This window comes from Mammaliicoccus sp. F-M27, assembly GCF_022387115.1.
GTDB classification, from domain to species: domain Bacteria; phylum Bacillota; class Bacilli; order Staphylococcales; family Staphylococcaceae; genus Mammaliicoccus; species Mammaliicoccus vitulinus.
Genome location: NZ_JAJNIE010000010.1, coordinates 64332 through 89258, shown reverse-complemented (window position 1 = coordinate 89258; position 24927 = coordinate 64332). Strand labels below are relative to the sequence as shown.

27 protein-coding genes and 1 riboswitch are annotated in these 24927 nt (G+C 32.7%); of the genes, 15 read left to right on the top strand and 12 right to left on the bottom strand.

The genetic code is table 11. The annotated features are described in order from the left end of the window. Nucleotides 1–133: 133 nt before the first annotated feature. Together LQ598_RS10475 and LQ598_RS10470 are read left to right on the top strand one after the other, a co-directional pair. Nucleotides 134–1924: an ABC transporter transmembrane domain-containing protein gene (locus LQ598_RS10475; protein ID WP_016913166.1), complete on the top strand. Its 1791-nt coding sequence runs from the start codon at nt 134–136 to the stop codon at nt 1922–1924. Beyond that, a complete protein-coding gene (locus LQ598_RS10470) occupies nt 1908–3671 on the top strand; it encodes an ABC transporter ATP-binding protein (protein ID WP_107536817.1) in 1764 nt (587 codons plus the stop codon). Before LQ598_RS10475 ends, LQ598_RS10470 begins: the two co-directional genes overlap by 17 nt. Nucleotides 3672–3796: 125 nt before the next feature. On the opposite strand, the gene LQ598_RS10465 is transcribed toward LQ598_RS10470, so the two are convergent. After that, the gene (locus LQ598_RS10465) at nt 3797–5752 is read right to left on the bottom strand and encodes a fructose-1,6-bisphosphatase (protein ID WP_107536818.1); all 1956 of its coding nucleotides are present in this window, start codon (nt 5750–5752) and stop codon (nt 3797–3799) included. 148 nt (nt 5753–5900) lie between these two features. Here LQ598_RS10465 and LQ598_RS10460 point away from each other — a divergent pair, with 148 nt between their 5' ends. After that, nucleotides 5901–6272, top strand: coding sequence for a DUF488 domain-containing protein (locus LQ598_RS10460; RefSeq protein ID WP_103323070.1), 372 nt, complete (start codon nt 5901–5903; stop codon nt 6270–6272). 577 nt (nt 6273–6849) lie between these two features. Here LQ598_RS10460 and LQ598_RS10455 read toward each other — a convergent pair. The 5 genes from LQ598_RS10455 to LQ598_RS10435 are packed head-to-tail and all read right to left on the bottom strand — an operon-like array spanning nt 6850 to nt 10506. Beyond that, nucleotides 6850–7848 carry a ThiF family adenylyltransferase gene (locus LQ598_RS10455; RefSeq protein WP_107536819.1) on the bottom strand — a complete coding sequence of 333 codons (999 nt, stop codon included), beginning with the start codon at nt 7846–7848 and terminating at the stop codon, nt 6850–6852. Next, nucleotides 7848–8615 carry a thiazole synthase gene (locus LQ598_RS10450; RefSeq protein ID WP_107536820.1) on the bottom strand — a complete coding sequence of 256 codons (768 nt, stop codon included), beginning with the start codon at nt 8613–8615 and terminating at the stop codon, nt 7848–7850. Before LQ598_RS10450 ends, LQ598_RS10455 begins: the two co-directional genes overlap by 1 nt. Nucleotide 8616: 1 nt before the next feature. Further along, nucleotides 8617–8817, bottom strand: coding sequence for a sulfur carrier protein ThiS (thiS, locus tag LQ598_RS10445; protein WP_016912621.1), 201 nt, complete (start codon nt 8815–8817; stop codon nt 8617–8619). Continuing rightward, on the bottom strand, nt 8814–9920 hold the full coding sequence (thiO, locus tag LQ598_RS10440; RefSeq protein ID WP_107536821.1) for a glycine oxidase ThiO: 1107 nt from the start codon (nt 9918–9920) through the stop codon (nt 8814–8816). The genes thiS and thiO overlap by 4 nt, the downstream gene beginning before the upstream one ends. Beyond that, entirely contained in the window at nt 9913–10506 is a 594-nt protein-coding gene (locus LQ598_RS10435; protein WP_107536822.1) for a thiamine phosphate synthase, read from the bottom strand. Before LQ598_RS10435 ends, thiO begins: the two co-directional genes overlap by 8 nt. Before the next feature lie 54 nt (nt 10507–10560). Further along, nucleotides 10561–10669: riboswitch (TPP riboswitch) on the bottom strand. A 163-nt stretch (nt 10670–10832) separates the two neighbouring features. On the opposite strand from LQ598_RS10435, the gene LQ598_RS10430 reads away from it, so the two are divergent. The 4 genes from LQ598_RS10430 (at nt 10833) to LQ598_RS10415 (ending at nt 13347) form a co-directional block, all read left to right on the top strand. Further along, nucleotides 10833–11228: a hypothetical protein gene (locus LQ598_RS10430; protein ID WP_016912624.1), complete on the top strand. Its 396-nt coding sequence runs from the start codon at nt 10833–10835 to the stop codon at nt 11226–11228. Nucleotides 11229–11247: 19 nt separating this feature from the next. Further along, a complete protein-coding gene (locus LQ598_RS10425; protein ID WP_016912625.1) occupies nt 11248–11577 on the top strand; it encodes a YflT domain-containing protein in 330 nt (109 codons plus the stop codon). 227 nt (nt 11578–11804) lie between these two features. Further along, the gene (locus tag LQ598_RS10420) at nt 11805–12650 is read left to right on the top strand and encodes an HNH endonuclease (RefSeq protein ID WP_107536823.1); all 846 of its coding nucleotides are present in this window, start codon (nt 11805–11807) and stop codon (nt 12648–12650) included. A gap of 226 nt (nt 12651–12876) precedes the next feature. After that, the gene (locus LQ598_RS10415; RefSeq protein WP_107557063.1) at nt 12877–13347 is read left to right on the top strand and encodes a hypothetical protein; all 471 of its coding nucleotides are present in this window, start codon (nt 12877–12879) and stop codon (nt 13345–13347) included. A gap of 112 nt (nt 13348–13459) precedes the next feature. Here LQ598_RS10415 and LQ598_RS10410 read toward each other — a convergent pair whose 3' ends face one another. The 4 genes from LQ598_RS10410 to LQ598_RS10395 form a co-directional block, all read right to left on the bottom strand. Further along, a complete protein-coding gene (locus tag LQ598_RS10410) occupies nt 13460–13843 on the bottom strand; it encodes a DUF3021 domain-containing protein (RefSeq protein WP_107536679.1) in 384 nt (127 codons plus the stop codon). Between the two features lie 13 nt (nt 13844–13856). Beyond that, nucleotides 13857–14312, bottom strand: coding sequence for a LytTR family DNA-binding domain-containing protein (locus tag LQ598_RS10405; RefSeq protein ID WP_239745482.1), 456 nt, complete (start codon nt 14310–14312; stop codon nt 13857–13859). Nucleotides 14313–14493: 181 nt separating this feature from the next. Further along, entirely contained in the window at nt 14494–15048 is a 555-nt protein-coding gene (locus LQ598_RS10400) for a DUF4256 domain-containing protein (protein WP_239745480.1), read from the bottom strand. Between the two features lie 57 nt (nt 15049–15105). Next, the gene (locus LQ598_RS10395) at nt 15106–15462 is read right to left on the bottom strand and encodes a winged helix-turn-helix transcriptional regulator (protein ID WP_016912630.1); all 357 of its coding nucleotides are present in this window, start codon (nt 15460–15462) and stop codon (nt 15106–15108) included. A gap of 112 nt (nt 15463–15574) precedes the next feature. Between LQ598_RS10395 and hxlA the strand changes: the two genes are divergently transcribed. Both hxlA and hxlB read left to right on the top strand, forming a co-directional pair. Further along, nucleotides 15575–16207, top strand: a complete 633-nt coding sequence (gene hxlA, locus LQ598_RS10390; RefSeq protein WP_016912631.1) for a 3-hexulose-6-phosphate synthase — start codon at nt 15575–15577, stop codon at nt 16205–16207. Nucleotide 16208: 1 nt separating this feature from the next. After that, a complete protein-coding gene (gene hxlB, locus LQ598_RS10385; protein ID WP_107536676.1) occupies nt 16209–16748 on the top strand; it encodes a 6-phospho-3-hexuloisomerase in 540 nt (179 codons plus the stop codon). A gap of 527 nt (nt 16749–17275) precedes the next feature. Here the strand turns inward: hxlB and LQ598_RS10380 are convergent. Then, nucleotides 17276–17959 carry an LrgB family protein gene (locus LQ598_RS10380; protein ID WP_107536675.1) on the bottom strand — a complete coding sequence of 228 codons (684 nt, stop codon included), beginning with the start codon at nt 17957–17959 and terminating at the stop codon, nt 17276–17278. Beyond that, nucleotides 17956–18342 (bottom strand): CidA/LrgA family protein, encoded by a 387-nt coding sequence (locus LQ598_RS10375; protein WP_107536674.1) that lies wholly within the window; start codon nt 18340–18342, stop codon nt 17956–17958. Before LQ598_RS10375 ends, LQ598_RS10380 begins: the two co-directional genes overlap by 4 nt. A gap of 187 nt (nt 18343–18529) precedes the next feature. On the opposite strand from LQ598_RS10375, the gene LQ598_RS10370 reads away from it, so the two are divergent. The 6 genes from LQ598_RS10370 to pruA all read left to right on the top strand — a co-directional run bounded on the left by LQ598_RS10370 (nt 18530) and on the right by pruA (nt 24823). Then, entirely contained in the window at nt 18530–19216 is a 687-nt protein-coding gene (locus tag LQ598_RS10370) for a 2,3-diphosphoglycerate-dependent phosphoglycerate mutase (protein WP_016913014.1), read from the top strand. A 205-nt stretch (nt 19217–19421) separates the two neighbouring features. Continuing rightward, nucleotides 19422–19622: a cold-shock protein gene (locus tag LQ598_RS10365; RefSeq protein ID WP_016913015.1), complete on the top strand. Its 201-nt coding sequence runs from the start codon at nt 19422–19424 to the stop codon at nt 19620–19622. A 165-nt stretch (nt 19623–19787) separates the two neighbouring features. Then, entirely contained in the window at nt 19788–20297 is a 510-nt protein-coding gene (locus LQ598_RS10360) for a thioredoxin domain-containing protein (protein WP_016913016.1), read from the top strand. A 421-nt stretch (nt 20298–20718) separates the two neighbouring features. After that, the gene (locus LQ598_RS10355; RefSeq protein WP_275590107.1) at nt 20719–22047 is read left to right on the top strand and encodes an amino acid permease; all 1329 of its coding nucleotides are present in this window, start codon (nt 20719–20721) and stop codon (nt 22045–22047) included. Next, nucleotides 22031–22948, top strand: a complete 918-nt coding sequence (gene mmuM, locus LQ598_RS10350; protein WP_107536672.1) for a homocysteine S-methyltransferase — start codon at nt 22031–22033, stop codon at nt 22946–22948. Before LQ598_RS10355 ends, mmuM begins: the two co-directional genes overlap by 17 nt. A 324-nt stretch (nt 22949–23272) precedes the next feature. Further along, entirely contained in the window at nt 23273–24823 is a 1551-nt protein-coding gene (pruA, locus tag LQ598_RS10345) for an L-glutamate gamma-semialdehyde dehydrogenase (RefSeq protein ID WP_103323130.1), read from the top strand. Nucleotides 24824–24927 lie beyond the last annotated feature (104 nt).

The following is a 24927-nucleotide window of genomic DNA, read 5'->3' as shown; positions in this document are numbered from 1 at the left end:
TAAAATCTGTTCAACATATAGGCCATTAGTATGAATTTGTTAGAAAAGTGACAAAATTCAATTATTTCAAGTGTTTAATTAATTTTTTGTGATAAAATTTTAAAGTAAAGATATAAGGGGAGGGTGGTTTGTTTTGAAAGTATTTTTAAAATTAGGATGGTTTATTAAAGAAGAAAAAAAGAATTATATTATTGGTCTATTAATATTATTATTAGTAGCTTTAATTGATTTATTGCCACCGCAAATTATTGGTAAGGTTATTGATGGTATAAGTTTTAATACTTTAACGAAGAAAACACTTTTGATTTATGTCATAGTACTTTTTCTTGCTGCAGTTCTTACATATGTATTTCGCTATTTTTGGCGCATTATGATATTTGGGGCGAGTATGAGATTGGGTAAGATATTAAGATCTCGACTTTACCATAAGTATACTTCGATGAGTCCTTCGTTTTTCCAAGAGCGTCGTACAGGGGACTTGATGGCACATGCTACAAATGACATAAGAGCCGTTCAGAATACTGCGGGTGGCGGTGTGTTAACGATTGCAGATTCGTTGATGTCCGGTGGGGCTGTATTAATCACGATGGCAATTACAGTTGACTGGCGTTTAACGCTAATTGTCATGATACCTCTACCTATCATGATCGTATTAACGAGTTACTACGGTAAGTTGCTCAATCGTGGATTTAAAAAAGCACAAGCTGCATTTAGTCAATTGAATGATAAGACACAAGAAAGTATTGCTGGTATAAAAGTTACAAAAACTTTCGGATATGAAAAAGATGACCAAGCAGATTTTAAACGTTTAAGTGATGATGTTGTAAACAAAAATTTAAAAGTTTCTAAAATTGATGCATTATTTGATCCAACCATTATGTCAGTTATTGGTGTCAGTTACTTTTTAGCCATTTTCTATGGTGCAAAAATGGTGATTAATGATGACATTACGATAGGCCAACTTGTTACATTTACAACGTATTTAGGAATGATGGTCTGGCCACTGTTAGCATTGGGGCTATTTTTTAATATTGTTCAAAGAGGACATGCATCTTATGAAAGAATAAATGAGATTACAAATGTTAAAAACGGTGTTAATACAGAAGTCGAGACGGACAAAATTCCTGAAGGTGATATTCAGTTTGATATTAAAGAATTTCATTTTCCAAATGATGACAGTATTGCTTTACATGATATTCAATTTACAATTTCTAAAGGTGATACGGTCGGTATTGTCGGTAGAACGGGCTCAGGAAAAAGTGCAATTATCCGCTTGTTATTACGTGAGTTTGATACTGAACAAGCTAGCGAAATTAAATATGGTGATCATCCATTACGCTATTTCGATATTAGTAGTTTAAGAGCACAATTTGGATATGTGCCGCAAGATCATTTCTTATTCTCAACATCGATACGTAATAATATTGCGTTTAGTGATCCATCACTAGAGAATGAAATCGTTTATAACGCGAGCAAAACAAGCTATATTCATGAAGATATTTTAAGTTTCCCTGAAGGATACGATACAGTAGTTGGAGAAAGAGGCGTATCATTATCCGGCGGTCAAAAACAAAGGATATCTATCGCGCGTGCATTGATTATGAATCCACCAGTACTGATATTAGATGACTCGTTATCTGCAGTAGATGCTGAAACTGAAGAACATATTTTAGAAAATATGCAGAACGTCAGACAAGGTAAAACAAATATTATAACGGCACATAGAATGAGTGCGGTAAGTCATGCGGATATCATTATTGTTATGGATGAAGGCACAATTATTGAGCGAGGTACACATCATGAATTAATGCGTCATAAAGGTTGGTATTATGAAACGTATCAAGCACAAGCTTTACACGAAGAAATTGCAAGTAGTCTAGATGAACTAGCGAAGGGGGATGACAACGATGGCACAAAATCATAATTTAACTGCTAAAGATCAATTTGTAGTACTTAAAAGATTGATTAAATATACATTCCCCTTCAAAGGTATTATTGCGCTAGCTTTTTTAATGTTGTCGATTTCAACAGTAGCGAGCATTGCAACACCTTATTTAGTAAAAGTATTTATCGATGATTATTTAACACCGCAAGTATTTCCAGAAAGTGATATGACTTTATTAATTATTGTATTCTTTACGATACAAGTTATAGGCGCTATTACGACTTATTGGAATGTTTATCTTTTTCAATATTTAGCGTTTAAAGTCATCCAACAATTAAGAATTGATGCATTTGATAAAATTGGTCAATTAGGTATGCGCTATTTTGATAAGGAACCTGGTGGCAGTATTGTATCTAGATTAACGAATGATACTGAAGCGATTGTAGAAATGTTCATCGGCGTATTTGCATCCTTTTTAATGGCAATATTTATGGTCATTTCAAGTTATGCCATGATGTTTATATTAGACTTTAAACTAGCGTTGATGGCGCTTATATTTGTGCCAGTTATAATATTAGTGCTCGCACTTTATCGAAAATACTCTGCTATATACTTCTCACAAGCAAGACAACTTTTATCTGATTTGAATGCTAAACTTGCTGAGTCGATTGAAGGTATGAGAATTATTCAAGTGTTTAACCAAGAGAAAAGATTACAACGTGAATTTAACGACATCAATGACGAGCACTATGAATTTAATATGAAGACAGTCCGAATTGATGGACTATTGTTAAGACCTGCAATTAGTATGATTTCAGTCTTTGCAGTTATTATGATTCTTAGTTATTTCGGTATATTGAGCTTCTCAGGGGGCGTAACAGCTGGTGTTGTATTTGCTTTTGTACAATATATGGAACGTTTCTTTGAACCGATTAACCAAGTCAGTCAAAATTTAAATGTGCTCCAACAAGCGCTTGTTTCAGCTAGTCGAGTGTTTAAACTGATTGATAATGATATGGTGGAACCGGAACAACTAGAGAGAAAAGATTATCACATCAGTGAAGGTAAAGTTGAATTTAAAAACGTTACATTTAGTTATGATGGCAAAAATGATGTATTAAAAGACATTTCATTTACTGCAAATCCTGGAGAAACAGTAGCACTCGTTGGACATACCGGTTCTGGTAAAAGCTCAATTATTAATTTGTTTATGAGGTTTTATGAATTTCATCAAGGTGATATTTTAATTGATAATCAATCTATTAAAGAGATACCTAAAAATGATTTGAAACATAATATCGGGCTTGTGTTACAAGATGCATTTATCTTTTATGGAACAATTACGTCGAATATAACGTTGTATCATCCTACGATGACTTTTGAAAAAGTACGAGAAGCGGCTGAATTTGTGAACGCTGATCAATTTATCAATAAATTACCAGGGAAATATGACCATCAAGTAATTGAAAAAGGAAGTGCCTTTTCCAGTGGAGAAAGACAATTGTTAGCATTTGCGAGAACAATAGCGAGTGATCCGAAAATATTAATTCTCGATGAGGCAACTGCTAATATAGATTCCGAAACAGAAGCACAAATTCAAATGTCATTAGAAAAAATGCGTAAAGGCAGAACAACATTAGCAATTGCTCACAGGCTATCGACAATACAAGATGCTAATCAAATACTTGTATTGAACAAAGGTGAAATAGTAGAGCGCGGCACGCACGATGAACTGATAAAAGAAAAAGGTATTTATCATAAAATGTATTTGTTACAAAATGGTTAAAATAAAACACCCAATCCGAAAATAAATTAAACGGATTGGGTGTTTTTTAGTAAATAGCGTGATCTGTTTTAAAATCTTACGATTTTGAAAGTGCATGCTTGCCTAGGGGTATGGCTCGAACTTTTTTAATTTATATAACGATAAGACATCAGTTCTTGTAACATGTTAATTTCTTCTTGTAATTTAGCTCCGATGTTAGTATCGCGTACTTTTTTTCTTTCGAGTTCTTCATCAACAACACGTCGTACAGATAGTTCGTCTGCACCGTTTAAAAGTACATTCTCTTTAGTGCCAAAGTGTTTATGGGCAACGAGTTGCATGCCGAATGAGTTGTATAGTAGTGTGTAGCCTGCAATACCTGTTGTAGACTGATATGCTTTGGAAAATCCACCATCTATGACAATCATTTTACCGTTTGCTTTGATTGGATTTTCACCATCTATTTCTTTAACAGGTGTATGTCCGTTTATAATACGGCCTTGTTCTGGGTCTAAGTCGAATTCTTCCAACATCTTACGACACATTTCACTATCTTCTCTTAAATAGTAATATGGATTTTTTACTTCTTTATGAGAAGATTTATCTTTAATAAAATATCTTTCAAATGTTGTCATGGCACGTTTACCAAATAGGGAAGAATATTTACCCGTCCATAAATACCAGATTAAATCTGTAGATAAATCATCTGTTTCATTTTTATGGCTAAATGATTCTCTAATATGATGTTCGAATTGATCAAGTAATACTCTACCACTGTACATCTTACCGTCAATTTCCATATCTTCCATGTTGCCATGTTCATCTACTGGAATACATCCATGAATAAGTAAATTGCCGTTGTATTTCAAATATAAATTACCTTTTTTCATTAAGAAGTTCATGTGACGTTTAAGCTTTTCTGATTCTTGAACAGAGAGTAAAAGTTTATTGATCACTTCTTCTTCTTCTTCGATTAAATGTGCTGGATTTTCTCGATCGATAGTTTCGAAACAAGTATTTTCAAGTGGATAAGTATGACCGTACACAGTGATTTCTTGCTTGTCATAATCTACTTTTTCAAGAACTAATCTTTCTTCCATATCGAAAGATGGTCGACGTTTAATGATTGGACTTTCTAACTTAAATTGAATGATGGCAATGGCTTGATGAATTTTTGTGATTTGTAGCTTTTCATCTGCTGATAGCTTTTTTTCTGTATGTTCTTTCGGATAAAATGCTGGATTATCTCCATAATATTTTTCTGCTAAATTGACTAATGGGCGCAAGTTTATACCGTATGCATCTTCAATAATATCTAAATTATCATAACGAGCGCATATTCTTAATATATTTGCTAAGCATACTTTAGAGCCTGCATATGCACCAATCCAAAGCACATCATGATTTCCCCATTGAATATCAACAGAATGATAGTTAATCAATGTTTCCATAATTTTGTCAGGTTCAGGGCCACGATCATAAATGTCTCCTACAACATGCAAATGATCCACTACAAGTTGTTGAATTGTATAAGCTAAGCCGACAATTAATTTATCTGATTGGCCAAGAGAGATAACTTTTTGAACGATGGTTTCATAATAAGTAGTCTTGTTGTTATAGACATTGCTTTTATATAAAAGTTCTTCGATTATGTATACAAATTGTTTCGGTAATGCTTTACGTAACTTAGAACGTGTATATTTACTTGATGCGTACGAAATGAGATGAATCATTTGTTTAATTGTTTCAATATACCATTCGTTTAAATCTGTTTTTGTTTCAAATTGATTTTTTATAAGCTTTAGTTTTTCTTCAGGATAATAAACTAATGCCGCAAGTTCACTAATTTGTTCTTCAGAATGTGTCTCTTTGAATATATCATTTATTTTTGCCCGTACATTACCTGATCCATTTCTTAATACATGTTGAAAAGCATGATATTCACCATGTAAATCACTCACAAAATGTTCAGTTCCTTTAGGTAAATCTAATATAGATTGTAAATTAATAATTTCAGTCGCTACTTTTTCTTCTTCATCAAACTTTTCAGCTAATAAATTTAAGTATTTTTCTTTTAAATTCTGGTTGTCGTATTGAGTCATAAAAAATTCACTCCAATCATCATATTCGAGATTTATTATTTTGAATTACACCTATCATTTGAGATATAGTATAACACATTAAGCGTTTTCTTTAATGGTTTAAAAGCTCGTAATAACGGTTATCATTATAAAAAGGAGTGGATGAATCATGAGTTGTAAAATAGAAAGAATTTATGAAAGTGACGAGCAAGATGTCATTAGAGTATTAGTCGATGGTGTATGGCCGAGAGGTATATCCAAAGATAAAGCAAATCTCGATTATTGGCTAAAAGAAATCGCACCTTCTAGTTCTTTGAGAAAATGGTTTAATCACGATGAAGATAAATTTTCTTCTTTTAAAGAAAAATATAAACAAGAACTTAAATCAGGTGAACAGCAAGAAGCTTTAGAAAAATTAAAAGAAATATACAAAAACAATGATAAACAAATTGTCTTATTGTACGGCGCTAAAGATGAAAAACATAACCAGGCAGTCGTATTAAAAGAGATTATAGATCATCAAAAAAAGCCAAAGACATAAATAACCATACTCAAAATAAAAGATCCCTTCATTAGTTAAGTCTAGTGAAGAGATTTTTTTTATTTTAAAATCTTACGATTTTGAAAGTGCATGCTTGCCTGGGGGTATGGTTCGAGCCTGTAGTCTCTCTCGCATACTATTCCCCCGGGCGTCAGCACTTTGCAAAATCAAAGTAATCTTTTATAACGATAAAATAAGACGTATTCGTGTAATGTCTTGGATTAACTCAGTACTTAACTCACGAAATGGGCGATGTCTTGGATTAACTACGGAATAAACTCACGATATGGGCAATGTCTGTACTGAACCCAAAAAGTTCAACTTTTTGGGTTCAGTACAGTCTTGGATTAACTTCAGACTTAACTCACGACTTGGACAATGTCTTGGATTAACTGCATACTTAAACAATCAAAAGTGTACATTATTAAATTATCATTTCCAGATTAACTTTATACTTAGTGCACGAAGACTCAGAAGATATCGTGCGATTTTGGTAAAATATGGATAAAACGCACGAAGACTCAAAAGATACTAGCCCTAATTAAAAAAGCATATCACCCTAGAATGATGTTGAAAATTATTTTATACATTTAATTAATTGTTGATACATATCTTCAGCGTGTTCTTTTGTTTCAAGTCCTCTAACGTTCATACGACCATCTTTAAACAAAGTCATGTTAATATCATCATAATTTATGAATTTAACATAGCTATTTTCTTTAGCAATATGACCTGGGAAATAGTGCGCGAACTCAAATGCATGTTCTTTAAATCTGAACAAAAATGTATCTCCACAAAGTGATTCGATAGATGGACTAGGCGACGCGTTCAAAGCGTGATAAATATTTTGTTCACAAACGGTACATTGATCGTTTTTTAATATATCAATATTTGTTGCACGAGTAGATATTTCAAAAGTATCAAGTGTCACAAGTTTCTTAGAAAAACCTTTTCCGGAAACGAAGCGCAATAACTCAGATACTTCAAAACTTGCGACTTGTTGAACAACGGGTGGTAATACACCATTAATCGCACAGCTTTCACCAGTTTGTGGAACTGTATTGAGTATGCATTTTAAACATGGTCCAGTAAAATCAATGCCATAAACGGTTCCTTTACTTCCGACTGCAGCGCCATAAATCCATGGAATGTGTAGTTTATGACAAGCTTCATTGATTAAAAAGCGTATATCAAACTGGTCCATGCCATCTATCACAATATCAGGTTGTACGTTGCTAATGATGTCTTCTATATTATGAGGTGTGATTTCTTGATGGATCGCATTTAATTCAACATTGTGATTAATGTGCTTTATTTTTTCTTTCAATGCGAATACTTTAGGTAACATTTCTTTGGCATCATGCTCATCGTAAAGTGCTTGTCGATGTAGGTTAGATAACTCTACAATGTCCATGTCGATAATGGATAATTTGTGCGCACCCATTCTGGCTAACAATTCAGCGACATGACTTCCGAGCGCACCAGCACCCATAATTAAAATATTCGTTTGTTGTAGTTGTATTTGGCTTTGTTCTCCAAATTGTTGATACTTCATTTGTCTTTCATAACGATTCATTATAAGAATCCTAAACCTTCTGTAGGGCTAGATGCTTGAGCGGTATATTTAACAGGGATTCTACCAGCACTGTAACTTAATTGACCAGCTTCTATACCTAATTTCATAGCTTTAGCCATCATTACTGGATCTTTAGCACCGGAAATAGCTGTGTTTAATAAAATTGCATCTGCACCGAGTTCCATAGCAAAGCAAGCGTCTTTTGGAGAACCAATACCCGCATCTACAATGACAGGCACGTTAGATTGTTCAACTATATATCTTAAATTCAGTGGGTTATTGATACCTCTACCTGTACCGATTGGAGAAGCGAGTGGCATAATCGCGTGCACACCTAATGCTTCTAATCGTTTAGCTAAGACGACATCACATGAAATATATGGACAAACGATATAACCTTTTTCTAATAGTATTTCACAAGCTTTGTATGTTTCAATTGGATCAGGCAATAACGTTTTGTCATCTCCAATAACTTCTACTTTAATAAGGTTACATAAGCCAGCATGATCCGCAATTTCTGCGATGCGCACAGCTTCCTCTGCCGTATGAGCACCAGCAGTATTAGGGAAAGTAATAAATTTCTCTAAATCTACGTTAGCCAACGGGTTAGGAAGTGATTTATCGTATAAATTCATTCGTCTAACAGCAAATGTAAGGACTTCTGTCCCAGAAGCTTCAATGGCTTCCGATTGCGTTTGTTCATCTTCAAATTTACCAGTGCCTAATAATAATCTTGAGTTTAATTCATATGGTCCTATTTTTAACATTTTATCCGCCTCCAACAAATTCTAATAATTCTAATCGATCTGATTCTCTAACGACAATTTCATTAAACTGATCATTTTTAACAAGTGTGTCGTTCCACTCCACGATGATTCTTTCTTGATCTAATTCCAGTGACTGTAGTAAGTCCGACAAAGTTAATGCCTCATCGAAATTAAATTCATCTCCATTAATGATACATTTCATAAATGAACACTCCTTTTAGCTTTAAAATCTTTAATTAATGATGGTGGTTGATCATTGACGATCCATTCTGACATGAGCTTTCCAATGATCGGTGAAAGTAAAATGCCATTTCTATAATGGCCAGTAACGAGAAACAGTCCATTATCTATTTCATCCATGATTGGCCACTCATGATCAGTGTATGGTCTAATACCTGACCATTTATGAATAATGTTGCTACTGTTTAACAGTGGAATATATGCGGCTGCTTTGTTAAATAACCATTGTTCTCCTTCAGTTGAAGTGCCAACAGAGTAATCATCTACATAACTCGTCGCACCTACTAAAAATCTATTGCCTCGTTTAGGTACGATATAGCAGCCATTCGTCATAAACAAAGTTTGTTTTAAGTTAAGATGTTTATGCTCTAATAACAACACTTCACCTTTAACCCCCGTTACTTTAGGTTCGATTTGATAGTTTTCTAGTAAGTCATTACTCCATGCACCTCCAGCTACAACAACTTTTTTCGCAAGCAAAATGCTGTGAGAAGTTTGAACTTTATAACAGTCTTTCAAACGCTTTAAAGATTTGACCTCGGTATGATATAAGCGGTCAATGCCTTTATTGTTAATAGATTTCAACAATGCTTTCGTATATTTAGAAGCATTAATTTGACCATCATTAGGAATGTAAATGGCATGATGATTGAACTCAATTGAGTCGTTACAAAGGTCTTTTAAACTATTTTCACTAAGCGTTGTCACAGAACGATCTCGCTGATTCAAAAAGTGATATTGTGCTTTTAAACATTCAATATCATCTTCTGATGCAGCCATTTTAATTAAGCCATGTTCTTGATAATCGATATTAATATTTGTTTCTTTGTATAAATCTTGGCTCAAAGATTTGAAATAATCTCTTGAACGTAATGCAAGTTGGTAAAGAGCTGTATCTTGTACAAATTCATTTTGAGCACCTAACATGCCACCAGCTTTATATGAAGCATGTAAACCAGGGACATCACGGTCAATCACGGCAATAGATAAAGAATCCTTATCACTTAGCGTTCGTGCAATAGACATACCAATCACACCAGAACCGATAATTACTACATCATACATATGCATTCCACACCTTTCTTAAAGAATCAATTTCTTTGATACTAGAATCTCTGAAAAACGAAATTGCACAAATGCCTTGAAAACCTTTAGGAAGAAATTGAAGAGAATGTTGATCAATACCACCAATTGCAAAAATAGGTATATCAATAGAAGTAGCACGTTTGATTTCTTCAGCTGTCCTAGGAACATAGCCTTCTTTAGAAGTTGATTCAAAGATGTGGCCAAAGAACACAAAATCTAAATGATGCAATTGCGCTTGTTGAATGCTCTCAGATGAATGTGTCGACATGCTCACTGAAATATGAGCATGATTTTGTTTATATAGAAAAGCTTGCGCATCATTTTCTCGAAAATGAATAAAGCTTAAGTCATATAATTCAAGCAGAGAAGTATCTGAATGAATCATTAATTTATTTTTAGGAAATCCATGGTCCATTAAATACTCAATAGAATGGCATAGTGAATCACGACTCATAGGCACTCTGAGCAATAACAAATCAATCTCCTTAGAAATGCTAATGTAATGATCTAAATCAATATGTTCCAAATACTTGTACGGTGAAACGGCAATAAACAATTGAATCACTCCAAATAAAAAAGCGCTATTTCTCTAGATAGAAAAATAGCGCAAAAATTAGCTTCTTTAGATACGCCACTTTCCTACGCCAGTATGAACTGGATCAGGTTCAGGGAATCCCAAAGTCACTACTTTAGTCTCAGCCTCTAATAAGGCACTTCCAGTGGTTACTTATTTAGTTATTAATTTCATTGTACATATAATAGTTTGAATGTTCAAATAGAAAAGTAAAAGAGCATGGAGTTTAATAAAAATAATAAAGGGAATTAAAACATATAATAACAAGATTATTATACACGTTTGAAGAGTTTATAACATAAAAGGTGGGATGAGAGATGGGTACACTTTTATTTATCGTATCATTAATTATTATTTTGATTTTATACCTTATTCTTAGAATGAAATATATTAAAGATTTCAAAAAAAGAAGAAGCGTACGTAAAAGAGAACAAAGAATAAAAGAACTCGTTAACGCAGCATTTAAAATCGATCAATTACAGTTGATTGAAGAACGGAAAACGGACATTAAACTGAAATATAATAAAAGGGCAATAGCCGTTCAGCCTGAACAAATCAAATTAGTAGATGCTATTGAAGATGAAAGAATAGAAGTTACGTACGAATTACCAAATGGAATTACGAAAGAAGAAGTCTTTGATTTCATCATAGACAACAGTAATTTCTATATATCTAAAGAACGCTATAATGATTTAAAAACACATAATAAGTAATTGAATGGAGGTTGTATTTATGAACCCTGTTGTAAAAGTATATACAAATGAAAAAGACTTAGAAGCGGATCTTAATACGCTGAAAGATACTGGCATTAGCCAAAAAGATATTTATGTATTGTCATCAAGCGAAGAACACACAGAAAAGATTGTCAGCCAAACCGAATTAGAAAATGTGAATTATAATAGACAAGATATTGGTGGTTACACATATAAAGAAGATGAATTTCTAAGAAAATTAGAAATACTTAATGTAAAAAAAGAAGAAGCGGAAAAATATATAAAAGAAATAGAGCAAGGAAACGTGCTGTTGATTGTAACAGATCAAAGAATAAAAGGTGCGTTGTAATAGGATAGGTGATGAAAGTATAGAGCAAAAGAAACACTCCAAAGAATAATTGGAGTGTTTTTATTATGACTGGACTGATTAATCGAATTATATTCGTTAAGAAATTAGAAAATAAGAGGAAAATTGCACTATTTATTTGAATAGTTTAATATTAAATAAAATCAATAAATTGTGAGCATTTAATAATTAAATTAATAATATATAGAAAATGATTAGGAGTATAATAAATGTTCGAATTTCATAATATTTCCACTAAAAGCAACGAGTATATAGATACAAAAGAAAAATATAAACAAGAATTAGAAAAATTTAAAGATTATGCTCAATATCTCACTGATAAAGCAGGAAAAGCAAATAAAAGCAGTCAAAAAGCTAGTTCTTATATGAGGAGTCTCGTTAGATTAATTATTGGCTATGAAGTAAAATTTAAAGACAGCATCAGTACACTTAACAACTTTGATACATATAAAAAGCTTATGAAAATAACTGAGATTGAAGGATTTAAAGAGTTTAATGGAAATACTAATCATTTTTATAGTGCTACTTTAGGATGTTTATTATCATATATAACATATTTAAACTCTGAAAATGAAGAGAAAGTAGACATAGAATTAAATAGTCAAAATCAATATTCAGGTAAAAGTAAGTTGATAAGTTTTGAAGATACTGATTTGAAGAATGTTAAAAGAAAAGAAAAAAGATCAATTCAAAACACTTATTTTTATCCTAGAAACTATCATGAAAGTGTAAAAGCTAAGAAAAAAAGTGGTTGGGTATGTGAATTTGATAATTCCCACAAAACCTTTATAAATGAATCAGATAAAATGCCACACGTGGAAGCTCATCATCTTATACCAATGGCAGCACAAGGACTATATGAGAATTCAATAGATTTTTCAGGGAATATCATAAGCTTGTGTCCAACATGTCATAGAAGGATTCATCATTCAATTGATGAAGATAAAAAGCAAATGTTAAAATATTTTTATGAGAAGAGAAGAAATATTTATAAAAGTATGGATATAGATATTAGTTTGAAGGAATTATATAAGATGTATGGAATACTGAAGTAATTCAAATATAGCCTTATATATATCGTTCGTTGTATTAAATAATGTAAAAAAGACACTTCGACTTTAATGCGAAGTGTCTTTTGGTAACAAATATAAAACGTATGTGAGATGAAAATGTATTGGTAATATAGTTATATGTATATATAAGTGTAAATATTAAATTTATTGATTTTATTTCGATTTTTAGTGATAATTATATTATTATTCTATATAAGTGGGTGTTAGCATGACTGAATCTAAATATGCTAAAAACATAGAAGATGAAAGAATAGTAGGGGAATTTTTAGATAAATATTTTTATCCTGTAATAGAAAAGAAATACATGAATAAAATTAATAATATTGAAAGAAATTATGATGTGTCTAAACAAAACAAAGGAGTAGATGTAATATTAGAATCAAAAAGTGGGTCTTTAATTAATATTGATGAAAAGACAGCAACTGATTATTTTAATAAAGATATTCCAACATTTGTTTTAGAAATATCATTTCTTAAGGATAATGTATTAAAAGAAGGTTGGCTATTTGGTAATAAATATAGTGACACTGATACATATCTATTTTGTTGGGGATGGAAAGAAGATGCAAACAAAGATTTATCTGTAGAAAACATTAAACATATAGAAGCATATTCTATTAGAAAATCTAAGCTACAAAAATTATTAGATGATAAATATGACCTTAACAAATATAATTAGTGGAAGATATTGTAGAAGATATAGTGGGAATAAATATTTTCGAACTTTAAAAGTGGGATATTGAATATTTTAAAGAAGGCCCTTAAGGTTGATGACCTTAAGGGCTATTTTTTTACATTTTTTTAAGTTTTGTATTAATTTTCTTGCTTTGTTGTATGTTGATCATGAGGAATATCAACCATATTACAATGAATATGAGCGTGAATACTGTGAGTGCGCCTATTAGGGGCTCAGGTTGTAATGGTACCCAATTGTTTATCGTTGAGATGATGAAGAATGTTAAGATGCTGCCTCCTAAATGAATGATGAGTTTGAAGGGTAATGGTATGCGATCTACTTCATAAACGATTGGTAAGAATCCGCATACTGCACCGAATAGGTAAACGCTGAATACTTCTTGGAATCCTATTGTAACTTCAAATATGGCGATGAATATGAGCATGATACTGCTTCCTATGCCAATGCCTTGTAGGGTTGATTTTAATGTTTTATTCATGATTTTATCCTCCTTATATTCCTAATATTTGAGTTAAGTTTTTGACGTATCTTCTGGATATCGTCACTTTTTGATTGTTTATAAGTGTTGCATACAAATTTCCTGAAAAGGAAGGGGATACTTTTGTGATATGTTCTATGTTTACGATGGATGATTTAGTAATTTGTACAAATTTATTTTCGGGCAATGATTGTTGTAAGGCATTGAGTGACATTCTAGTCGTATATGTTTCTTTTGTTGTCGCAATGGTAAGTTGTTTATCAAATACTTCTGCGAATATAATGTCTGTTTTCGTAATGAGATAAACACCTTGTGAAGTTTTAATGCCTATTTTCCCGTTAGGCGTTTCATATTGTTGTATATATTTTAATAGGTTGTTACCAATTTCTTGTTCATAAGTGTTGATGGTGACATCAGTTATTGTTGTAGATGCATCAATTTGTAAGTGTACATTGAATTTAACTTTCATATCCATGCCTCCTTTATATATATCGTATGTGTTTTGTACGATGTTGTCAGTAGTTATGTCATAACCGGTTTGATTGAAGGTGCAAGTGGTTATAAGTGATGCTTTATTGTTGAATTTTAATCGTGAATTAAAAAGCTGCCTTAACAAATCACTATACGTGGATCGTTAAGACAGCTTTAATTTATATTTTTAACATGCTACGGAAACCTCTTGCGCCATAATATGAATCGGCTCCGTTGTGATAGGTAAAGACTGTGTCGTAGCGTAAATTACAGAATAATGCACCACCAAGGTTTCTAATTTTCTCTGGTGTTTCTACCCAGCTTGATGATTTTTTATCAAATTCTCCAAGTGTTTGAAGGTGTCTATATTGTTCTTCTGTAAGCAATGTGACTTTCATTTCATTTACCATATCTATCGCGCTTGTTTCTGGTTTATATTTTTTTCTAGATTCTAGTGCTTCTCTGTCGTAACATACACTTCTGCGGCCTTTTGGACTTTCTTTTGAGCAGTCTACAAAAATATATTGACCATCTTCATATCCTATAACGTCAGGTTCTCCTTCTGTACGTTCCATTTCATGAAGTGACCATAATTTTTCTTGATTAGATTGTAAATGGCTTTCTACATCCGACCATTCGATATTTTCGTGTCGTTCTGGAAATTTTTCAAAACGTTTTTTTAAGGTAGTGATAAGTTCTGTTTGTTCTTCTTGAGTAAGCTGTTGTGATGTCATAAAATAACCCCTTTTTATTTTATTTTAGCAAAATCTAACTTTATGAAAAGTCATATGTTATTGCTCTTTAGGAATGGATTGTAAAAATGATAAATATTCGTCTCCCCAGTTACATATCCCGTTTACGACAGGTTCTAAATCTTTGCCAATTTCAGTTAAACTGTATTCTACTTTAGGAGGAACGACTGGATAAACAGTTCGACTAACAATATGGTCCTCTTCAAGTTCTCTTAATTGTCTAATCAGCATTCGTTGGTTAATATCTGGTAATTTTTTTTCTAACTGATTGAGTCTTAATGGTGTTTCTTGAAGTAAATGCCAGATGATTGGTATCTTCCATCGGCCACCGATAACCGATAATGCTAAGTCTTTAGAATTATAATATTCCGTTTCTTTATAATTGATGAGTAACATGATACGACCCCGTTTCTTCACTAAGTGACATATTTGTCAGTATTGCTTATTTTTGTATATTGTATCATAATTGATGATGTTAAGTAAAAAATACAAAGGAGATATAAATACTATGAAATTACAATTAGCAATAGATTTATTAAATAAAGAAGAAGCTGCCAAATTAGCTCAACAAGTTGAAGAATATGTAGATATAGTAGAAATCGGTACACCAATCGTAATTAACGAAGGTTTAGGTGCTGTTGAATTATTAAGTCAATCTGTTAAAGATGTTCAAGTTCTTGCAGACTTAAAAATTATGGATGCGGCTGGATATGAAGTGAGCCAAGCTATTAAATTTGGTGCTGATATCGTGACAATTTTAGGCGTTGCAGAAGATGCATCTATTAAAGGTGCTGTTGAAGAAGCACATAAAAATGGCAAAGAATTATTAGTAGATATGATTGCCGTTCAAGACTTAGAAAAACGTGCTAAAGAATTAGATGCATTAGGTGCAGATTATATAGCTGTTCATACTGGATATGATTTACAAGCTGAAGGTGAATCTCCATTAGAAAGTTTACGCAAAGTAAAATCTGTTATTAAGCAATCTAAAGTAGCTGTAGCAGGCGGTATTACACCTGAAACAATTAAATCAGTTGCAGACGAAAATCCAGATTTAATTATCGTAGGTGGAGGAATAGCGAACGCTGAAGATCCAAAAGCAGCTGCTAAATTATGCCGAGATATTATTGAAGGTAAATAATATGAATAACTATAAAGTAATTCTTAATGAAATAGAAGATACTTTAAATCAAGTGAGTAAGCAAGTTACAGAGCAAGTCATAGAACATCTTTTATCTAAAGATGCTGTATTTGTAGCTGCAAAAGGACGCTCAGCATTTGTCGCAAATGGTTTTGCAATGAGATTGAATCAATTAGGTAAGAAAAGTCATGTCGTTGGTGAATCAACAACACCATCGATTAAACAAGACGACATATTACTTATCGTTTCAGGGTCAGGTAAAACAGAACACTTAAAATTACTCGCACAAAAAGCAAAAGACATTGGTGCAGAAGTTATATTGCTATCAACGCAAGATAGCTCACCGATAGCAGATATTGCAAATCAAGTGATTAAATTGCCAGCAGGTACAAAATATGATGAGCAAGGATCAGAGCAACCGCTAGGAAGCCTATTCGAACAAAGTGCTCAAATATATTTAGATAGTATCGTAATAGATTTAATGCGAGAATTAAAAGTTAGTGAAACAACAATGCAAAATAATCATGCAAATTTAGAATAAAAAGTTTAGGACTTTATGTCCTAAACTCAAAAAAATCTCTTCATTAGGCGATCGCCTAGTGAAGAGATTTTTTTATATTGAATTATACGATTTTGTTCGTGCATGTTCAACTCACAATACTGTTTTTAGTATATATCATAATATGTTTTAAAATCTTACGATTTTGTTCGTGCATGCTTGCCTAGGGGTATGGCTCGAGCCTGTAGTCGCGCGCGGCATACTATGCCCCCGGGCGTCAGCACTTCACAAAATCGTGGAGAATAAACCCAAGTGAAAATAGGATTACGTTGTTCAATGAGTGCTACGGATAAAACGCACGAAGACTCAAAAGATATTGTGCGATTTTGGTAAAATCTGGATAAAACGCACGAAGACTCAAAAGATATCGTGCGATTCTGGTAAAATCTGGACAAAACGCACGAAGACTCAAAAGATATTGTGCGATTTTGGTAAAATCTGGATAAAACGCATGAAGACTCAAAAGATATCGTGCGATTTGAGTAAAATCCGGATAAAGTGCACGAAGACTAATATATCAATAAAACAAACAGCGGTAAGATTATAGAACTGATCAGCGCAGTTAAAATCATACCTATTGAACTAAAAGCAGCCGACTCGATATCAGTTTCTAATATTTTAGCGGTACCTATAGCATGTGAAGCATTTCCGTACGTGAGTCCTTTTGCAATGGAAGATTTAAAGTTAGCTATTCTTATTAAATATGAGCCTAGTATACTTCCTATAAGACCTGTCCCGATAATAAACAGTACGGCTAAACTGTCTGTCCCTCCTATTTGCTGTGATACTTGAACACCAACTGCTGCTGTAATGGATCTAGGCAATAGTGAAGCAATCATTTCTTTTGAGTAACCTAAGACGTTTAACACGGTGAACATTAATATGAGATTGACGGATATTCCGACAAGTACGCTTGTTATAATAACTTTGAAATGTTTGACGATCATCGTTCTATACAAATATAAAGGATAGGCTAAACATACAACTGTGCAATTTAAAAAGTTATAAATCCACTTACCACCTGTCATATAATCTTGATAATCATATCCTAAGATAATGAGCACAAATATAATCGCAATCGAGGATACTAGGGCAGGATGGAGTAGGGCAATTTTAAATTTTTTTTGAATAAATAGTGAGAATATGTACATGATAATTGTTAAAACAATCATAAATAATGCTTTAATAATCATGAGTTATCACTACTTTCTTCTATATAACTGTGTTTTATCATTTTTTCAGCAACGTATCCAGAACATAAAGCAACGATACATGTGCTTGCAATGACTAAAACGATTAAGAAGATAAATTGTGAATTCATTTGTTCCATTAAATCCATTGCACCTACAATAGAAGGGATAAAGAAAAATATCATTGTCCCTAATAATAAGTTCGCACCATCTTTTATCCAGTCTTCTTTTATAATTTTGAACTGCAATAGTAAGAATAATATTACGAGTCCTATAATACTCCCAGCAATTGGAATGTTTAACGTTTCCTGAATCCAACTACCTAATAAGGTAATTAAATAAAGAACACAGATTTGAAGTACGATTTTAATCATTTTTGAAATCATGTTAATCCAACCTTTTGTAAAAAAATTAAGATGGCTGAAAGGTCATCCGATTATATAATAGTTAATTATAGAACTGATTCACGTAATTTGGAATATTATTTGTAGTGGTATGCTTTCTTTTTATTTTAAAAAATAAGGGATTAGTGTTTCAATGGATATAACAAGTGTATAGATTGGAGCGAATCATATGCCAAAATTAATTTTATGCCGACATGGTCAAAGTGAATGGAATGCTCAAAATTTATTTACAGGTTGGGCAGATGTGGCATTATCAGAACAAGGCTATAATGAAGCGAGAATCTCAGGTGAAAAATTATTAAAACAACAAATAGAAATAGACGTTGTGTATACTTCTCTATTAACTAGGGCCATTGAAACAACTTATTTATTATTAAAACATTCTCATCAATTATGGATACCTGTTTATAAAAGTTGGCGTTTAAATGAACGACATTATGGAGGACTACAAGGTAAGAATAAAGATGAAGCAAGAGAAGAGTTTGGTGAAGAACAAGTGCATATTTGGAGAAGATCATATGATACTAGACCACCAGAAGCGGATGAAAAGTTAAGAGAAACATATTTAAATGATAGAAGATACGCAATGTTAGATAGAAGAATTATGCCGGTATCAGAAAGTTTGAAAGATACATTAGACAGAGTGATACCATTTTGGATAGATCATATTTCTACAAGTTTGTTAAATCATCAAACAACACTTGTGTCTGCCCATGGAAATTCTTTAAGAGCACTCATTAAATATTTAGAAGATATACCCGATGATGAAATATCGGAATTAGAAATCAAAACAGGTGCACCGCTTATATATGAATTAGACGAATCATTAAAGGTAATTGAAAAGTATTATTTGTAGTGATTATGAGTGATAAAAGTAAGAAAAAAAGTTATTTTTAACATAAGGGTTTACATTTTCTAATTTATACTGTATAGTAAGTCTCAAGTGATATTTCGAGATTAAATTAATTGGTAGTTTTATTCATTGTTAATAAAGTCCATTTAAGTTTGAAGATTGATTATTGCAAATATATCGTGCAAAAGCACACAGGAGGACTTTTATTATGAATAAAGGTACAGTAAAATGGTTTAACGCAGAAAAAGGTTATGGTTTCATCGAAGGAGAAAATGGTAACGACGTATTCGTACATTTCTCTTCAATTCAAACTGAAGGTTACAAATCATTAGACGAAGGCGCTTCAGTTACATTTGATATCGAAGAAGGCCAACGTGGACCTCAAGCGGTTAACGTTAACAAAAACTAATATTAAATTATTAGTTAAACACCTCATAACTTAGTTATGAGGTGTTTTTTTGTATGCTTTTTTATAGTTAATGACAATTGATTAACAATTCTGAATTTAATCATTAGCATTATAGTCGATGAAATGGTTAAATTAATATAACAATATATATAGGAGGTAATCGTGATGACAGAAATACAACATTTAACTTTAGGCAATAAAGATGCAAATATAACAGTAGAAGCATTTATAAATTTCGCATGTCCATATTGTGCGCATTATTTTGCAGCAGCTGATGAAGTTTTAGAACCTTATATCAATGATGGAAGTGTTCAATATGTGATTAAGCATTTTGATAAGACGAAACAAAGGCTATTAAAAGGTACTGTTGCAAATATTCATCTAGATTATAATGATCCTGAAGAAACATTGAAGATTATACGTCACCTATATGATACACAAGAAGAATGGACATTGAATTTTGAAACGATAGAAAGAAAAATGGAGTATGATCTTAGTTTATCTCCACAAAAAAATGCAGACGATCGATCATTAGCGATACATCAAGAAACATTTGAAAGAGGTATTAAAGGTATACCAACAGTTTTTATAAATAATGAAAAGTTTGAATTTAGCCCAACAGAAGATGATGTAGCTACAATTCAAGAAAAATTAAAAAAAGCACTCGAAAGTTAATGTATAGCATGATGATTAAATGGAGTCTGGGACATAAATGTCCTAAACTATAATGATTTTGTAACGTGCATGCTTGCCTGGGGGTATGGCTCGAGCCTGTAGTCTCTCCCACATACTATTCCCCCGGGCGTCAGCACTTTACAAAATCAGAAATATAAAATCACCCAATCCGAAAATGATTCCAACGGATTGGGTGATTTATTTTAAGTTGGGATTTATATCCCAAACTCTTGGCATGATAATCATAAAAGTGAATCTTATAAAACACATGAAATATTATCCTTTTTATATCAATTATTCTTTCTATATACTGTTTGCAGAAAATTTTGAGTTGACTGAATTATTCGAAAGATATAGAATTAAAGATATTTTTAATTTAGAGAGAAGGTATTTTGTGTCTAGTCAGTCATATAAGCGCGATATGAAACAACGTCATATTATGTTATTAAGTTTTGGTGGTGTAATCGGTACTGGTCTCTTTTTAAGTTCTGGTTATACTTTGCAACAAGCTGGTCCTTTAGGTACGATGTTATCTTATATAGTAGGTGCAGTGTTAGTTTATCTCGTGATGTTATGTTTAGGTCAATTGGCCATTGAACATCCTGTTACGGGAGGGTTTCATGTATATGCTTCTAAATATATTCATCCTTCTATAGGATATATCGTCGCTTGGTTTTATTGGTTAACGTGGACTGTTGCACTTGGTTCAGAGTTTACTGCAGTAGGTATTTTAATGCAGAAATGGTTGCCCGACGCACCTGTATACATATTTTCAAGTATTGCGATAATACTTGTACTCGTTTTTAATATTATATCGACTAAGTTTTATGCTGAAGTTGAATTTTATTTTTCTTTAGTGAAAGTCATAGCTATTATTGTTTTTATTGTTTTAGGTGCATTAACTTTATTCGGCCTTATTCATTACAGTGGATATAATGGGTTAGAAACAATTAAGTCTAGGTATACTAATCCTTCATTTCCAAATGGTTTAGGCGCTGTATTTTTAACGATGTTAGCAGTCAATTATGCATTTAGTGGTACTGAACTGATTGGTATTGCAGCTGGTGAGACTAAAAATCCTAAAGAAGTGATTCCTAAAGCGATTAATGCAACTTTATGGAGGTTAATTATTTTCTTTATCGGAACAATGATTGTTATTTCTATTTTAATTCCGAGTTATCAAGGCAAATCTTTAGAAAGTCCTTTTGTTGTTATTTTTCAAAATATGGGTATTCCATATGCTGGAGATATCATGAATTTAGTGATCATTACGGCACTGTTATCTGCAGCAAATTCAGGACTGTATGCTGCGAGTAGAATGGTATGGAGTTTATCTAATGAAGGCATGTTTCCAAATTATTTTAAAAAGTTGAATAAACATCACATGCCGATACGCGCTACAATATTCAGTATGTGTGGAGGTTTATTAGCGCTATTTTCAAGTGTTTATGCAGCAGACTCATTATATATTGTGCTCGTATCAATTGCAGGTTTAGCTGTTGTCATTGTTTGGATGAGCATTTGTTTATCTTATTTTAATGCTAAACGTTTAAATAAACATATGAAAATACATCAAAGTGTGCCCATTATTGGCTTTATCTTATGTTTAATTTCATGTGTAGGTATGGTGTTTGATTCTAATCAATTTCCGGCCTTATACTTTGGAATACCATTTGCTATAATTGCGATTATTTTTTACTTTGTAAAATATCATAAAAAGGACGGTCAAACTATTGAGACTTCTAAATAAAATCAATCATGAACAAACATTAGTGTTAGATGGCGGTTTAGCGACAACTTTAGAAGGTTATGGATGTGATTTGAATTCTTCATTATGGTCTAGTGAAGTGTTGATCCATCAACCTGATAAAGTAAGAGAAGCACATCAAGCATTTACGGATGCTGGTGCGGATATCGTATTGACGAGTACATATCAAGCAAGCTTTGCTACGTTTAAATCTATTGGTATGTCGACTACAGAGATAGAACAATTATTTGATGTTGCGGTTAATAATATAAATGCAGCTGTAACAGATAAGCAAGTCGTAGTTGGAAGCTTGGGCCCATATGGCGCATATTTGAGTGATGGTTCAGAATACACTGGAGAATATGACATCTCGGTTGAAGACTATGTTCATTTTCATGAAGAACGTATAAATGCTTTGATTAATAGAGGTATTTACGATTTCGTATTTGAAACGGTACCTAATATTAATGAGATTAAAGCGATTGTCGAATATATCATTCCGAACTATAGTGATCAAATGACTTTTTGGATATCATGTACGGTTAATGGTGAAGGTAATTTATCAGATGGTACTGATTTTGAAAAGGTAGTTCATTATATTAGTCAGCATGTCGATCGCGTGCCTGTATTTGGTATTAACTGTTCAAGTATTAATAGTGTAGACAAAGCTATTCATAAAGGATTGCTCGAATTACCACAAGTTATCGCATTGTATCCTAATGGCGGTAAAACATTCGACCCTATTGAGAAAGTTTGGATAGGTGAAGCAGAGAACGCATTACTTATTCAAAAATCAATAGAATGGATTGAACAAGGTGTTCAAATAGTTGGCGGTTGTTGCGAAACGACACCTCAAGATATAAAGCAAATATATGATAGAACAAAGAAAACGTTTGGGATATAAATCCTAACTTAAAATAAATCACCCAATCCGTTGGAATCATTTTCGGATTGGGTGATTTTATATTTCTGATTTTGTAAAGTGCTGACGCCCGGGGGAATAGTATGTGGGAGAGACTACAGGCTCGAGCCATACCCCTAGGCAAGCATGCACTTTACAAAATCATGATAGTTTAGGACATTTATGTTCCAAACTTTTTTTCTTTATTTTGATGAATATCTCATTCTTGAAAGCCCTTTACTTGATAAAAATGGAAATAGAATAGTAAAATGTTCTATAAGAGGTATTTCCCTCTTATTAGTTTTATATATTTAGGAGGTATTTAGGATGGTAGTAGAATTTCACAATGAACCTGCAACAGATTTTACAAATGAAGAGAATCAACAGGCTTTTAAAGAGGCTTTAAAACAAGTTAAAGCTGAATTTGGTAAAGAAATTCCTCTCGTGATTAATGGAGAGAAAATTTTTACAGATGATAAATATGAATCTGTAGATCCCGCTAATCATCAACAAGTCCTAGGAACAGTTTCTAAAGCTACTAAAGAACAAGTCGATCAAGCTATGGAAGCGGCGAAAGAAGCTTATAAGACTTGGAGAAAATGGACTCCTGAAGAAAGAGCTGAATTATTAATAAGAGTATCTGCTATTATTCGTAGAAGAAAACACGAATTTTCTGCTTTAATGGTTTATGAAGCTGGTAAACCATGGAATGAAGCTGATGGAGATACAAATGAAGGAATAGACTTTATAGAATACTATGCACGCTCTATGATGGAATTGGCGCATGGTAAGCCAGTCTTTGATAGAGAAGGCGAGCATAATCAATATATTTATAAACCTATGGGCCCTGGTGTTACGATACCACCATGGAACTTCCCATTTGCAATTATGACTGGTACGACAGTAGCACCCATTATCGCGGGTAATACAGTATTATTAAAACCAGCAGAAGATACACCTTTAATCGCATATAAGCTTATTGAAGTCTTAGAAGAAGCTGGTCTTCCTAAAGGTGTTGTTAACTTTGTACCAGGTGAACCTAAAGAAATAGGTGATCATTTAGTAGATCATAAAGATACACACTTTGTCACATTTACTGGTTCAAGAGCAACTGGAACACGTATTTTTGAAAGAGCTGCTAAAGTTCAAGAAGGACAAAACTTCTTAAAACGCGTTATCGCTGAAATGGGCGGTAAAGATGCAATTGTTGTAGATGAAAATGTCGACACAGATTTAGCTGCGCAAGCAATTGTAGATTCAGCATTTGGCTTCTCTGGTCAAAAATGTTCAGCTTGTTCAAGAGCAATCGTACACAAAGATGTCTATGATGAAGTTCTAGAGAAATCAATCAAGTTAACAAAAGAACTGACAGTTGATCATACAGAAGGCGGTTCTGATGTGTATATGGGACCAGTTATCAATCAAAAACAATTCGATAAAATTAAAAATTATATCGAAATTGGCAGTAAAGAAGGTAAACTTGAAGTTGGTGGTAAAACGGATGACAGCAAAGGTTACTTTGTTCATCCAACAATTATCTCTGATTTAAAATCTAGCGATCAAATTATGCAAGAAGAAATTTTCGGTCCAGTCGTTGGGTTTACTAAAGGAGAAAATTTTGAAGAACTATTAGAAGTAGCGAATGATACGGACTACGGTTTAACAGGTGCAGTGTTTACAAATAATCGTGAGCATTGGAGACAAGCTTGTGAAGATTATGATGTAGGTAACTTGTACTTGAACAGAGGTTGTACAGCAGCAGTTGTAGGTTATCACCCATTTGGTGGTTTCAAAATGTCTGGTACAGATGCTAAGACTGGTAGCCCTGATTATATGCTTAACTTCTTAGAACAAAAAATTCTATCAGAACAATTTTAAATAAAGAACAAAATATAAAAAATAAACGAGCAGTAAGCGATGCTTTCATGTTAGACTGTCGATAAAGTCTTTAATTTATCGACAGTCTTTTTTGTTTAAAAAGT